The 13,398-nt window shown below is 66.6% G+C and carries 9 protein-coding genes; 3 read left to right on the top strand and 6 right to left on the bottom strand.

Annotation, left to right across the window (positions count from 1 at the left end; genetic code table 11):
* Nucleotide 1 precedes the first annotated feature (1 nt).
* From AC1DQ3_RS10060 to AC1DQ3_RS10050, 3 genes are read right to left on the bottom strand one after another with little or no spacing between them, the layout of a single operon-like run.
* Complete coding sequence (locus AC1DQ3_RS10060) at nt 2-3,298, bottom strand: efflux RND transporter permease subunit (protein WP_477120045.1); 3,297 nt, start codon at nt 3,296-3,298, stop codon at nt 2-4.
* Entirely contained in the window at nt 3,298-6,432 is a 3,135-nt protein-coding gene (locus AC1DQ3_RS10055; protein ID WP_477120044.1) for an MdtB/MuxB family multidrug efflux RND transporter permease subunit, read from the bottom strand. Before AC1DQ3_RS10055 ends, AC1DQ3_RS10060 begins: the two co-directional genes overlap by 1 nt.
* 9 nt (nt 6,433-6,441) lie before the next feature.
* Complete coding sequence (locus tag AC1DQ3_RS10050) at nt 6,442-7,890, bottom strand: MdtA/MuxA family multidrug efflux RND transporter periplasmic adaptor subunit (RefSeq protein ID WP_477120043.1); 1,449 nt, start codon at nt 7,888-7,890, stop codon at nt 6,442-6,444.
* 318 nt (nt 7,891-8,208) lie between these two features.
* On the opposite strand from AC1DQ3_RS10050, the gene AC1DQ3_RS10045 reads away from it, so the two are divergent.
* From AC1DQ3_RS10045 to AC1DQ3_RS10035, 3 genes are all read left to right on the top strand, one after another.
* Nucleotides 8,209-8,940 carry a response regulator gene (locus tag AC1DQ3_RS10045; RefSeq protein ID WP_477120042.1) on the top strand — a complete coding sequence of 244 codons (732 nt, stop codon included), beginning with the start codon at nt 8,209-8,211 and terminating at the stop codon, nt 8,938-8,940.
* Nucleotides 8,937-10,214: an ATP-binding protein gene (locus tag AC1DQ3_RS10040; RefSeq protein WP_477120041.1), complete on the top strand. Its 1,278-nt coding sequence runs from the start codon at nt 8,937-8,939 to the stop codon at nt 10,212-10,214. Before AC1DQ3_RS10045 ends, AC1DQ3_RS10040 begins: the two co-directional genes overlap by 4 nt.
* Nucleotides 10,215-10,415: 201 nt before the next feature.
* On the top strand, nt 10,416-10,709 hold the full coding sequence (locus AC1DQ3_RS10035) for a GYD domain-containing protein (RefSeq protein WP_477120040.1): 294 nt from the start codon (nt 10,416-10,418) through the stop codon (nt 10,707-10,709).
* A 74-nt stretch (nt 10,710-10,783) separates the two neighbouring features.
* On the opposite strand, the gene plsY is transcribed toward AC1DQ3_RS10035, so the two are convergent.
* The 3 genes from plsY to iscB form a co-directional block, all read right to left on the bottom strand.
* The gene (plsY, locus tag AC1DQ3_RS10030; RefSeq protein ID WP_477120039.1) at nt 10,784-11,401 is read right to left on the bottom strand and encodes a glycerol-3-phosphate 1-O-acyltransferase PlsY; all 618 of its coding nucleotides are present in this window, start codon (nt 11,399-11,401) and stop codon (nt 10,784-10,786) included.
* Between the two features lie 103 nt (nt 11,402-11,504).
* Nucleotides 11,505-11,996: a Cys-tRNA(Pro) deacylase gene (gene ybaK / locus AC1DQ3_RS10025; RefSeq protein ID WP_477120038.1), complete on the bottom strand. Its 492-nt coding sequence runs from the start codon at nt 11,994-11,996 to the stop codon at nt 11,505-11,507.
* Nucleotides 11,996-13,398: RNA-guided endonuclease IscB (iscB, locus tag AC1DQ3_RS10020; protein ID WP_477120037.1), on the bottom strand; the 1,403-nt coding region annotated here is incomplete at its 5' end. The genes ybaK and iscB, both read right to left, overlap by 1 nt.

The following is a 13,398-nucleotide window of genomic DNA, read 5'->3' as shown; positions in this document are numbered from 1 at the left end:
TTCAGGGTTCGAGGCTGGCGGTGGCCGGAGGCGCGGCCGAGCGGCGCTGGCGCCGGGCTTTCACCTTGAGGCGCCAGCGGTCCAGCGTCAGGTAGACCACGGGCGTGGTGTACAGCGTCAGCAACTGGCTGACCGCCAGCCCGCCGACGATGGAGATGCCCAGCGGCGCGCGCAGCTCGGCGCCGTCGCCGTGGCCGATCGCCAGCGGGATCGCGCCCAGCAGCGCGGCCATGGTGGTCATCAGGATGGGACGGAAGCGCAGCAGGCAGGCGCGGTAGATGGCATCGCGCGGCGACAGCCCCTCGCGCCGCTCGGCATCGATGGCGAAGTCGATCATCATGATGGCGTTCTTCTTGACGATACCGATCAGCAGGATCACGCCGATCAGCGCGATGATGCTGAAGTCCGTGCCCGAGGCCAGCAGCGCCAGCAGGGCGCCCACCCCGGCCGAGGGCAGCGTGGACAGGATGGTGAGCGGATGCACATAGCTCTCGTACAACATGCCGAGCACGATATAGATGGTGATCAGCGCGGCCAGGATCAGCAGCGGCTGGCTCTTGAGCGAATCCTGGAAGGCCTTGGCGCTGCCCTGGAAATTGGCCTGCAGCGTTTCCGGCACGCCGATGCGCGCCATCGCACCCTTGACCATGTCCGTGGCCTGCGACAGAGAGACGCCCTCGGCCAGGTTGAAGGAGATGGTGGAGGCGGCGAACTGGCCCTGATGGTTGACGCCCAGCGGCGTGCTGGTGGGCGCGAAGTGCGCGAAGGCCGATAGCGGCACCCGCTTGCCGCCGCCGGTGACCACGTAGACGTCCTGGAGCGCATGCGGGCCCTGCAGGTACTCTGGGCTGAGTTCCATCACCACCCGGTACTGGTTGAGCGGGTTGTAGATGGTGGACACCAGGCGCTGGCCGAACGCGTCGTTGAGCACGGCGTCGATCTGCTGCGCGGTGACGCCGAGCTTGGACGCGGTGTCGCGGTCGATGATCACCGAGGTCTGCAAGCCCTTGTCGTTGGTGTCGGTATCGACATCCGCCAGCCCCTTGAGGTTGGAGATGGCCGCGCGCACCTTGGGCTCCCACTCGCGCAGCACATCGAGGTCGTCCGACTGCAGCGTGAACTGGTAGGCCGAACTGCTCTGCCGGCCGCCGATGCGGATGTCCTGCACCGAGGTCAGGAACAGGCTCGCGCCGGGCTCCCTGGCCAGCTTGACGCGCAGCCGGGCCACGATGGCATCGGCCGATTCGCGCTCCGAGATCGGCTTGAGCGTGACGAACATCTGGCCGGTATTGCGCTGCGAACCGCCGGTGAAGCCCGTCACATTGACCACCGCCGGATCGGACTGCACGATCTTGACGAAATTGTCGAGCTTGGTGCGCATGGCCTGGAACGAGGTGGCCTGGTCGGCGCGGATAAAGCCGATCAGCCGCCCGGTGTCCTGCTGCGGGAAGAAGCCCTTGGGCACGATCACGTAGAGCCACACGTTGAGCCCCACGGTGGTCAGCAACACCAGCCACACCAGCGCACTGTGGCGCAGCGCCACCTCCAGCGTGCGCGCGTAATGGTCGTGCATCCAGACGAACACGCGTTCGCTGGCGCGGTAGAAGCGGCCTTGCTGTTCCGGTTTCACCGGCTTGAGCAGGCGCGCGCACATCATCGGCGTGGCGGTCAGCGAGACCACCAGCGACACCAGGATGGCCACCGACAAGGTGATGGCGAACTCCTGGAACAGACGCCCGACGATGCCGCCCATCATCAGCAGCGGGATAAACACCGCGATCAGCGACAGGCTCATCGACAACACCGTGAAGCCTACTTCGCGCGAGCCCCTGAGCGCGGCTTCGAGCGGCTTCATGCCCTCCTCGATATGGCGGGAGATATTCTCCAGCACCACGATGGCGTCATCGACCACGAAGCCGGTGGCGATGGTCAGCGCCATCAGCGACAGGTTGTTGAGCGAGAAGCCGGCCAGGTACATCGCCGAGAAGGTGCCGATCAGCGACACCGGCACGGCCACGCTGGGGATGAAGGTCGCGCGCACATTGCGCAGGAACAGGAACACCACCATGATCACCAGCGCCACCGAGATCATCAGCGTGCGCTCCACCTCGCGCAGCGAACCGCGGATGGTGGGGGTGCGGTCCATCATCACCTCCATCTTGATGGCGGACGGGATCATCTGCTGCAGCGACGGCAGCATCGCATTGACGCGGTCCACCGTCTCGATGATGTTGGCGCCGGGCGAGCGGTTGAGCACCAGCAGTACCGACGGCTGGCCATTGGCCGAGCCGGCGTTGCGCACGTCCTGCACCGAGTCGGTTACGTTGGCCACGTCCGACAACCGGATCGGCACCGCGAAGGAGTTCGGGCCGCCGCTGTTGGCATTGCCGCCGGTGGCGCCCGTCGTGATGGTGGTGGTGCCGCTGCTGGTGGTCAGCGTGGTGGTGGTGACGCCGTTGACGGTCTTGGTGCTGACGCCGCCGCCCGCGGTGGCGTTGGCCGTGCTGGCGATCAGCGCGCCGGCCGAGGCCGAGGAAAACGTGCCCGGCGTGGCGTAGCGGACGATCAGAGGCATGTAGTCCGCCGCCTTCATGGCCTGGTCGTTGGCGTAGACCTGCCAGTTGGTGGTGGCGTTTTCCAGCGAGCCCAGCGGACGGTTGGCGTTGGTGGCGCTGATGGTGTTGCGCACGTCCTCAAGCGAAACGCCGTACTTGTTGAGCGCGGTGGGATTGAGTTCCACCCGCACCGCCGGCAGCGAAGAGCCGCCGATGGTGACCTGCCCGACGCCCTCGATCTGCGACATCTTCTGCGCCAGGATGGTCGAGGCCGCATCGTACAGCTGGCCGCGCGTCATGGTGGGCGAGGTCAGCGCGACGATCATGATCGGCGCGTCGGCCGGGTTGACCTTGCGGTAGGTCGGGTTGCTCGGCAGGCTGGTGGGCAGCGTGGCGCGCGAGGCATTGATGGCGGCCTGCACGTCGCGCGCGGCGCCGTCGATGTTGCGCGACAGATCGAACTGCAGCGTGACGCGGGTCGAGCCGAGTGAGCTGCTGGAGGTGATTTCGTTGACGCCGGCGATGGCGCCCAGCGCGCGCTCCAGCGGCGTGGCCACGGTGGCGGCCATGGTTTCCGGGCTTGCGCCCGGCAGCGAGGCGGACACCGAGATGGTGGGAAAATCCACCTGCGGCAGCGGCGAGACCGGCAACAGCCGAAACGCCGCCAGGCCCGCCAGCAGGATGCCGATGGTCAGCAGCGCGGTGGCGACCGGGCGATGGATGAAGGTAGCCGACAGGTTCATCACGGCCTCGGCTCGGGGGTGGGGCCGCCGGTTTGGTCGCCTTCGCCGCCATGGCGGCGCCGGCGCCAGTCCTTGAGGCGCGCTGCCAGGTTGTCGAACGCCAGGTAGATCACCGGCGTGGTGAACAGCGTCAGGACCTGGCTGACCAGCAGGCCGCCCACCATGGTGATGCCCAGCGGGCGGCGCAGCTCGGAGCCGATGCCGGTGCCGAGCATCAGCGGCAGTGCGGCGAGCAGTGCCGCCATGGTGGTCATCAGGATCGGGCGGAAACGCAGCAGGCAGGCCTGGAAGATTGCGTCGCGCGGTTTCATGCCGCCCTCGCGCTCGGCATCCAGCGCGAAGTCGATCATCATGATGGCGTTCTTCTTGACGATACCGATCAGCAGGATGATGCCGATGATCGCGATGATGCCCAGGTCCTGGCCCGAGACCAGCAGCGCCAGCAGCGCGCCCACGCCGGCCGAGGGCAGGGTGGACAGGATGGTCACCGGGTGGATGGTGCTCTCATAGAGCACCCCCAGCACGATGTACATGGTGATCACCGCCGCCAGGATCAGCCACAGCGTATTGGACAACGAGGCACGGAAGGCCAGCGCGGCGCCCTGGAAGTCGGTCTGCATCGAGATCGGCAGGCCGATCTCCTGCTCCACCTTGGTGATCTTGTCGACCGCGGCGCCGAGCGATTCGCCCGAAGCCAGGTTGAACGAGATGGTGGCCGAGGGGAACTGGCCCTGGTGGTTGATCACCAGCGGGCCGGTGCGCTCGCTGATGCGCGCGAACGCGCCCAGCGGTACCTGTCCGCCGGACGAGGAGGGCAGGCGCAGGTCCGCCAGCGACTGCGGATCGGTGCGGAACTCGGGCATGGATTCCAGCACCACGCGGTATTGGCTCGACTGCGTGAAGATGGTCGAGACCAGCCGCTGGCCGAACGCGCTGTACAGTGCGCTGTCGATCACCGCGGTGGTGATGCCAAAGCGCGCCGCGGCGTCGCGGTCGATTTCCACAAAGGCGCGCAGGCCATTGTTCTGCTGGTCGCTGGCCACGTCGCGCAACTCGGGCTCCTGCTTCAGGCGCTCGACCAGCCGGGGCACCCAGGTGGCCAGCGTGGCCGGGTCCGGGTCCTGCACGGTGAACTGGTACTGGGTGCGGGAGACGCGGTCCTCGATGGTCAGGTCCTGCACCGGCTGGGTGTAGAGCGAGACGCCGCCGAGCTTGTCGACCGCGGCCTGCAGGCGGCGCGTCACATCCTCGATGGAATCGCTGCGCTGGTCCTTGGGCTTGAGGTTGATCAGCAGGCGCCCGGCGTTGAGCGTGGTGTTGGTGCCATCCACGCCGATGAAGGAGGACAGGCTTTCCACCGCCGGATCTTCCAGCACCACTTTCGCCACGGCCTGCTGCTTGAGCGCCATGGCGGGGAAGGAGGTGGTCTGGGAGGCCTCGGTAATGCCCTGGATCACGCCGGTGTCCTGCACGGGGAAGAAGCCCTTGGGCACCAGCATGTACAGCAGCACGGTCAGCACCAGCGTGCCGATGGCGACCAGCAGCGTGATCTTCTGGCGGTCCAGCACCCATTCGAGCGCCTGGCCGTAGCGGTCGATCACCTTGTCGAAGAAGCGGCCGGTGGCGAGATGGAAGCGCGACTGCTGGTCTTCCGGCACATGGCGCAGCAGGCGCGCGCACATCATCGGCGTGAGCGTCAGCGAGACCACCGCGGAGATCAGGATCGAGACCGCCAGCGTGATGGCGAACTCGCGGAAGAGGCGCCCCACCACGTCGCCCATGAACAGCAGCGGAATCAGCACGGCCACCAGCGAGAAGGTCAGCGAGATGATGGTGAAGCCAATCTGCTTCGAACCCTTCAGCGCCGCCTCCATGGGCGAATCGCCCTTCTCGATGTAGCGCATGATGTTCTCGATCATCACGATGGCATCGTCCACCACGAAGCCGGTGGCGATGGTCAGCGCCATCAGCGTCAGGTTATTGATCGAGAAGCCCGCCAGGTACATCACGCCGAAAGTGCCCACCAGCGACAGCGGCACCGCCACGCCGGGGATGATGGTGGCCGGCACATTGCGCAGGAACACGAAGATCACCATCACCACCAGCGCCACCGCCAGCAGCAGCTCGAACTCCACGTCGCGCACCGAGGCGCGAATGGTGGTGGTGCGGTCGGTCAGCAGCTGCACCTTGACCGAGGCCGGCAGCGAGGCCTGCAATTGCGGCAGCAGGCCCTTGATGCGGTCCACTACCTCGATCACGTTGGCGCCGGGCTGGCGCTGGATGCTCAGCACGATGGCCGGCTTGTCATTGGCCCAGGCGGCCAGCCGGCTGTTCTCGGGGCCGTCGATGATGTTGGCCACGTCGGTGATGCGGATCGGCGCGCCGTTCTGGTAGCCCACGATGATCTGGCGGTACTCATCGGCGGACTTGAGCTGGTCGTTGGCGTCGATGGTGGAAGCGCGCGCCGGGCCGTCGAAGCTGCCCTTGGCGCCATTGACGTTGGCACTGCCGATGGCCGTGCGCAGGTCGTCGATCGACAGGCCGAGCGCGGCCAGCGCGGTCGGGTTGGCCTGGACGCGCACCGCCGGGCGCTGCCCGCCACTGATGCTGACCAGCCCCACGCCCTGGAGCTGGGAGATTTTTTGCGCCACACGGGTGTCGACCATGTCCTGCAGCTTGGGCAACGGCAGGGTGTCCGAGGTCATGGCCAGCGTCATGATCGGTGCGTCGGCCGGGTTGACCTTGCTGTAGACCGGCGGCATCGGCAGGTCCGCCGGCAGCAGGTTGCCGCCGGCGTTGATGGCGGCCTGCACCTCTTGCTCGGCCACGTCCAGCGACAGCGACAGCTCGAACTGCAGCGTGATCACCGAGGCACCGCCCGAGGACGACGACGACATTTGCTTGAGGCCCGGCATCTGGCCGAACTGGCGCTCCAGCGGCGCCGTGATCGACGAAGTCATCACGTCCGGGCTGGCGCCCGGGTAGAGCGTGGTGACCTGGATGGTCGGGTAGTCGACCTCCGGCAGCGCCGACAGCGGCAGCAGCTTGAAGGCCACCAGCCCCGACAGCAGGATGGCGACCATCAGCAGCGCGGTGGCGACCGGCCGCTCGATGAACAGGCGTGAGGGGTTCATGCTGGGTCCTTACTGCGGCCGCTGGCGGGGGGCGCTCGCCGCGGCACCGCCGCCGCCGGCATCCGGCGCGCTCGCGCCGTCGCCGTGGCGGCGTCCTTCGCCATGCACGCCGGAGGCACCGGCCGCGCCGGAAGCGTCGCTGCCGCTGGCGCCACCATCGCGGCGGCGCCCGCGTCCGCGCGGCGCACTGGCCGGCACCAGCGCGGCAGCGCGCGCGGCCGGGTCCACGGCTTCCACCGTCATGCCTTCCTTGAGCCGGTCGGCGCCGTCCACCACCACGCGCTGGCCGGGTTGCACGCCCTTGGTCACCACGGTACGCTCGCCGTCGGACGGCCCCAGCGCGACCACCTGGACCTTGACCTTGCTGCTCTCGTCCACCACATACACGAAGGTACCCTGCTGGCCGCGCTGGATGGCCGCCACCGGCACCACGGTGGCATTCTCGATGGTGTCCACGCGCGTGCGCATATTGACGAACTGGTTGGGGAACAGCAAGCCGTCGGTATTCTGGAAGATCGCCTTGAGCTTGACCGTGCCGGTGGTGGTGTCGATCTGGTTGTCCGTGGTCAGCAGCGTGCCCTCGGCCAGGCGGTTGCGCGCCTGGCGGTCCCAGGCCTGGACGGGGATGGTCTCGCCAGCATGCAGGCGCTTGAGCACCGAGGGCAGGTTGTCCTCGGGGATGGTATAGAGCACGGCAATCGGCTGGATCTGGGTGATCAGCGCGATGCCGTTGGCGTCGCTGGTGCTGACGATATTGCCCGGATCGACCTGGCGCAGGCCGATGCGGCCCGAGGCCGGCGCCAGGATGCGGGTGTAGCCCAGTTGCAGGCGGGCGCTGTCCACATTGGCCTGGTCGGTCTTGACCACCCCTTCATACTGGCGCACCAGGGCGTCCTGGGTGTCGACCTGCTGGCTGGAGATCGAGTCCTGGCCGAGCAGGGTACGGTAGCGCTTCTGGTCCAGGCGGGCGTTTTCCAGCAAGGCGCGGTCGCGCGCCAGCGTGCCCACGGCCTGGTCCAGCGTGGCCTGGAACGGGCGCGGGTCGATCTCGGCGAGCACATCGCCGGCCTTGACCATCTGGCCCTCCTTGAACAGGACCTTGAGCAGCGGGCCCGACACCTGGACCCGCACGGTCACGTTGGCCACCGGCGTGACATTGCCCAGGCCATTGAGGATAACGTCCATATTACGCTGGACCACGGTTCTGACCACTACCGGCGAGCGCTGGCCGCCGGGGCCGCCCGGAGCGCCTGGACCACCCCGGCCGGCGCCGGGGCCACCCGGAGCGCTGCCGCCGGGCGCGCCGGCGCCGGCGGCGGGGGTACGATGCTTGTACCAATACCAGCCGCCGCCGGCCAGCAGCACGATCAGCGCTGTGGCGATCAGTTTGCGGCGGCGCGAGGCAGCCTTTGGCAGCGGTGGCAGCTTAGCCGGTTGATGTTCTTCGGGGTTGGCCATGAACTGATCCTGGAGCAGCRCGAAAAAGAGAGCGCGTTCGAATGAATTTCTGGGTAAGAGAGGCCGCAGTATGCCGCAATGTCCTCGGCACATGTCGTAAGCGGCACGCGGCTTGTGGTGGCCGGGCAGCGTCGGGGCGGGGCCGTTTGGTCCGGCGACCGCCGGTAACGGCAAACATAAGCGAAGCATAATGCGCCTTGATGCGGCTGATGTTTCAGTCCCTGCATCCATTCTTACAGATCATTACCAGCGGCCTGGGTGTAATGCCCTGAAACAATTCGCCCGGAATGCCGCGCCCAGCCTAGCTATCATCTGCCTATGCGAACCAATCAGCCTACCCAGATCCTGGTCGTCGACGACGATCCCGAACTCCGCGACCTGCTGCGCGAATACCTCAGCCAGCAGGGTTTCGCCGTGTCCGTGATGCACGACGGCGAGGGTCTGCAGGCACGCCTGGAGCGCGAGCGGCCGGCGCTGATCGTGCTCGACCTGATGATGCCCAAGGTGGACGGCCTGACGGCGCTGCGCAACCTGCGTGCCAAGAACGACGATATTCCCGTGATCCTGCTGACCGCGCGCAGCGACGAGATCGACCGCATTGTCGGGCTCGAAATCGGTGCCGACGATTATCTGGGCAAGCCGTTCTCGCCGCGCGAATTGCTGGCTCGCATCAACGCCGTGCTGCGCCGCAAGCTGGCGCGCCCGGCCGCCGCGCCGGAAGACCGGGAGGGCATGGCCTTCGGACCCTTCCGCGTCAATTTCCGCCTGCGCTCGCTGGTGCGCGCAGGCGAGCCTGTGGCGATCAGCGATACCGAGTTCGCACTGCTCAAGTTGCTGTTGATGCACCCGCTCGAAGTGCTGTCGCGCGAGCGCATCGTGGAGCTGATGTACGGCGCCGCCAGCGGCATCAGCGATCGCGGCATCGACGTGCAGATCTGGCGCCTGCGCCGCCTGCTCGACGAGGACGCCCAGCGTCCCCGCTATATCCAGACCGTGCGGGGGCGAGGCTATACCTTCGTGCCTGACGAAGCCGACGAAATACCGCAATGAAGCTGCGCATCGATACGCTGTTCGGACGCATCGCGCTGTTGATCGCAGCGGTGCTGGTGCTGAGCCATTTTTCCTGGCTCGCTATCCTGCGCATGGACCGCCGCCAGCAGCAGCTGGATTACTCCGTCGAGCAGATGATCTTCCAGTTCGAGAGCATCCAGCGCGCGCTGGCCGCGCAACCGCCGGTCAAGCTGCCCAGCCTGGTGGAAGTGGCCAGCGAGGCCAGCGCCGCCGAGCATACCGTGGCGGCCAAGGGCCGGGCGCGCCGGCTGGTTGAACAGTTCACCCAGCACATGCCGCCCGGTACCCTGGTGCGGCTGGAGGAAGACCAGACTACGCGCATCTGGATCAAGCTGCCCCAGCGGCAGGACTGGATTGCGATGCCGGCGTTGTGGGTGGTCAACCCGCCGCCCGACAACCGCCTGCTGCCCGGGGTGATCCTGGTGGTCGGCGTGGCCATGGCGGTGGCCTTGCTGCTTGCCTGGCAGATCCAGCGCCCGGTGCGCGACATGGCCGCGGCGGCCGAGCAGCTGTCGCGTCAGCACGCGGTCAAGCCGCTGCGCGAGCGCGGCCCGCACGAGCTGCGCCAGCTGATCGTGCGGTTCAACCGCATGATGGCCGACCTGACCCGCATCGACCAGGAGCGCAACACCATGCTGGCCGGCATCGCCCACGACCTCAAGACGCCGCTGGCACGACTGCGGCTGCGCGCCGAGATGCTGGCCGATCCCAAGGCGGCGGCTGGCGTGACGCGCGATGTCGAATCGATGTCGTCCATCGTCGAGCAGTTCCTGACCTTCGCCCAGAGCGGCGAGCCGGCTGCCCGGCCGGTGCCGGTCGATCGCCGCCTCGGCGAACTGGCCGCCTCGCTGTCCGAGCAGGACAAGGCGGTGGAAGTGTCGTTGATGGCAGGCGAGGGTTTCCGCCTGATCGCCACCCAGCTCGACCGCATCGTCGGCAACCTGATCGACAACGCCTATGCCTATGGCGCTCCCCCGGTGCTGCTCAGCACCTCGCGCCAGGCCGATGGCTGGCACATGGTGGTGGAAGACCACGGCGAGGGCATTCCCCCGGAAGCGATGGAAAAAGTGACGCTGCCTTTCGTGCGGCTGGACCCGGCGCGCGGCGGCAATGCGCATTCGGGCCTGGGCCTGGCCATCGTGGACCGGCTGGTGCGCCAGGCGGGCGGGCGGCTCGTGCTGGAAAACCGTGCCGAGGGCGGATTGCGCGTGGAAATGGTGTTCCCGTTCGCGGCGCTGGCGCAAGCGGCCTGAGCGCGGTTTCCAACGCGGCGTCCCGGAGCGTATCAAGCCTGGAACACTTCCAGGCAGATTTTCCCGTTGCGGGGGCGTTCCCCTGATGCCACGGCCATGCGGCGCAGGCGATGTCTCGCATGGTATGCAGATTGCTGCATCACTTGCACTGTGCGCTCCGGCAACGCGTAGCGCCCATTCAAGTTGATCAGGAGATGCATTATGGCAACTTTCGTCGCTCTCTTAAACTTTACCGACCAGGGAATCCGTACCGTTAAGGACACAACCAAGCGTGCCGCTGCCGTTCGCGAAATGGCGAAAAAGAGTGGTATTGACATGAAAGACATCTACTGGACGCTCGGCCAATACGACCTCGTCGCAACCTTTACCGCGCCCGACGAGGCCACCATGACCGCGTTTTCCCTGTCCCTGGGCATGGCGGGCAATGTGCATACCCAGACGCTGCGCGCCTTCTCCGCGGATGAGATGGACGGGATCCTCAGCAAGATGCCGTAACGGCATTCCGTGCTGCCGCGCCAAAATGAAAGCCCGCTTCGTGCGGGCTTTTCCCTGGTGGATGCGCCCTGCGGTCAGGCCCCGGGCGCCTTCTTCTTTTCGCCGATGCGGCTTTCCTTGCCCGCCAGCAGCTTGCCGATATTCTGGCGATGGCGAACCACCAGCAGCACGCTGATTGCGAAGACCGCGCCGGCGATCACGTCCACGCCCGACGTCAGCACATAGAAGAACGGCGCAAAGATGGCCGATACCAGCGCGGCCAGCGACGAGTAGCGGAAGAAAAAGGCGATGATCAGCCAGGTGGCCAGCGTGCCGGCGCCCAGCAGCGGATCGATGGCGAACAGGATGCCGGCTGCCGTAGCCACGCCCTTGCCGCCGGCGAAACGGAAGAAGACAGGGAACAGGTGGCCCAGGAAGACCGCCACGGCTACCAGCGCGATGCCGGTGTCGTCGAGGCCGTAGGCCGGACCGAAGCGCTGCGCCAGCCAGACCGCCAGCCAGCCCTTCAAGGCGTCGCCGATCAGCGTCAATACCGCGGCCTTCTTGTTGCCGCTGCGCAGGACGTTGGTGGCGCCGGGATTGCCGGAGCCGTAGGTGTGCGGATCGGGCAGATTCATGGCCTTGCTGACCACGACGGCGAAGGAAACGGAGCCGATCAGGTAGGCGGCGAGGGCGAAAAGCAGATTGGCCATTGGGGAACCGGGTATTTAAGGCTGGCGGGATTGTAGCTTGGAAGGGGGATGTTTTCTTCGGTGACTACCCGGATGGCCAACTTGCCTTGCGTTCTCCGCGGCTTCAATCCGGCAACGCACATTCCACCGCCTCCGCGCCCGCCAGCGTCGCCAACACCTGCGGATCCATGCTGACGAGATACCCCCGGCGCCCACCGTTGATATAGATCCGCTCCAGCGCCAGCACGCTTGCCTCCACGAAGACCGGCATCCGCTTGCGGGTTCCGAACGGCGAGGTCCCCCCGACCATATAACCGCTATGCCGCTGCGCCACCTCGGGCTTGCACGGCTGCACGCTCTTGCGCCCGATCTGCCGCGCCAGGTTCTTGGTCGACACCGAGCAATCCCCATGCATCAGCACAATCATCGGCTGCGCCTTCTCGTCTTCCATGACCAGGGTCTTGATTACCGCATGCTCCTCCACGCCAAGCTGCCGCGCCGATTCCCCGGTGCCCCCATGCTCTACGTAATCGTAGGCATGCTCGCCAAAGGCCACGCCATGCTGCTTGAGAAACTGCGTAGCGGGGGTTTCCGAAATGTGCTTCGATTTACTCATCAATTCGCGCGGGAAACATCGGCCTTCAGGCCGGTGAGGGATAGCGCGCGACGCGAAGCGTCGCCCCTGTGCCCGCTCTCCTTTGCGGAAAGCGCTACGAGTGAATATCCGTATCCATCGCCGCGCTGAATGATCTTGCAGTAGCGGTGAGAGATACCCTGGACGAGCCGTTCAGCGGTCTGAATGTTGAAGGATCCRGAGGCGCGAATCGCCACCCGCCCAATATGGCTGCCGGTYTTCTTCCCGGACGGGACATCGGCCCGCACCATATCGCCGGTCTGAAAGCCGAAGGCGCGCTTGCTGCGCATGAGGTAGCCGCGAGGAAAGCCGGAGGCGGTGAGGCGAGTACGCTGGTAAGCGCCGCGGCCCGCGCACTTGATCGCCAGCGTGGGCTTTTGCCAGTCCGAGACAGAGTCCACGGCTCCGACGCATGCCGCGTCCAGGGCGTGCGTCKTTGGCAAATCGAAACGACGGCGGTTGTACTTCGTCCGGCCGCCAGAACCCGTCTCCACGGAAAGCCCCGTCGTCTTCAGGGCGTTGTACAGTGCCCAGCGGGTCGAATTGACCGCAGCAGCGTCGCGAAGCGGTGACTTTGCCTTGGCCAGGATGCGYCKGAGACGCTCCGGGTCCTTGCGCAGGAAATCRGMGAGCGGRYGCGCGGCCTTCTTCCGATTGCAAGGCACGCACGCCAGCGTCAGGTTGGCGACCCGGTTGGAGCCACCGTTTGCCCGGGCATCGATATGCTCCATTTCCAGCGGCGTATCGCGGGCATCGCAGTACGCGCACTGCCGGCCCCATTTCTCCAGCAGGTACTCCCGGACCTCGTAGCCGGCCAGTTCGCCTTGCTGATACTCGACGCCGGAGATCTCCGGGTTTTGCAGCGCCTGCATGTCGAAGCGGACGAGTTCGGTGCTGATGGCKGTAATCGGCGCGAGCGCCCGGAAACGGCGCACCCAAGCCATCGTGGTCTGCACACGGTGTTGCAGGCTCGGCGCCAGCCAGCCAACGGGCTTGCGCCGGTTATTGAAACGCGCGGCACGATACCGGGTCTTGCGGCCACGCCTGCCACGTCGCATGGCCCGCCGTGCAGTCAGGCCCAGGCTGATCTGCGCGCCGCGGTGGATCAGTTCTGCGAGAGACAGGACGGCGACATCCCGAGCCGTCTCGTCACCGCCGGCCTCGACCTCGCGCACGATGGCCACGCCGGTTCCCTTGCTGCCTGGATCGAGTTTAAGGCGAACCGGTTGCAAAACGCTGTCCGCCTGCCGCCGATCCACCAGGCGGATGGCGAAGGGCATCACGCGGTGCACGCGCGCGCGGCCGCACGCCAGCAACAGCCTGGCGCGCTTCTCACTGCACGGCATGAGCGGCTTGCCGCGCTTGTCCAACACAAAGACTGCCA

The sequence above is a fragment of the Cupriavidus sp. 01T418 genome (assembly GCF_056398885.1).
The sequence above is the reverse complement of the archived record's forward strand: the minus strand, read 5'-3'. Positions and strand labels throughout refer to the sequence as shown.

Bases quoted from the DNA above. Each gene is read 5' to 3' on its own strand.
- AC1DQ3_RS10060 (WP_477120045.1), bottom strand. From the start codon at position 3,298: ATGAACCTGTCGGCTACCTTCATCCATCGCCCGGTCGCCACCGCGCTG.
- AC1DQ3_RS10055 (WP_477120044.1), bottom strand. From the start codon at position 6,432: ATGAACCCCTCACGCCTGTTCATCGAGCGGCCGGTCGCCACCGCGCTG.
- AC1DQ3_RS10050 (WP_477120043.1), bottom strand. From the start codon at position 7,890: ATGGCCAACCCCGAAGAACATCAACCGGCTAAGCTGCCACCGCTGCCA.
- AC1DQ3_RS10045 (WP_477120042.1), top strand. From the start codon at position 8,209: ATGCGAACCAATCAGCCTACCCAGATCCTGGTCGTCGACGACGATCCC.
- AC1DQ3_RS10040 (WP_477120041.1), top strand. From the start codon at position 8,937: ATGAAGCTGCGCATCGATACGCTGTTCGGACGCATCGCGCTGTTGATC.
- AC1DQ3_RS10035 (WP_477120040.1), top strand. From the start codon at position 10,416: ATGGCAACTTTCGTCGCTCTCTTAAACTTTACCGACCAGGGAATCCGT.
- plsY (WP_477120039.1), bottom strand. From the start codon at position 11,401: ATGGCCAATCTGCTTTTCGCCCTCGCCGCCTACCTGATCGGCTCCGTT.
- ybaK (WP_477120038.1), bottom strand. From the start codon at position 11,996: ATGAGTAAATCGAAGCACATTTCGGAAACCCCCGCTACGCAGTTTCTC.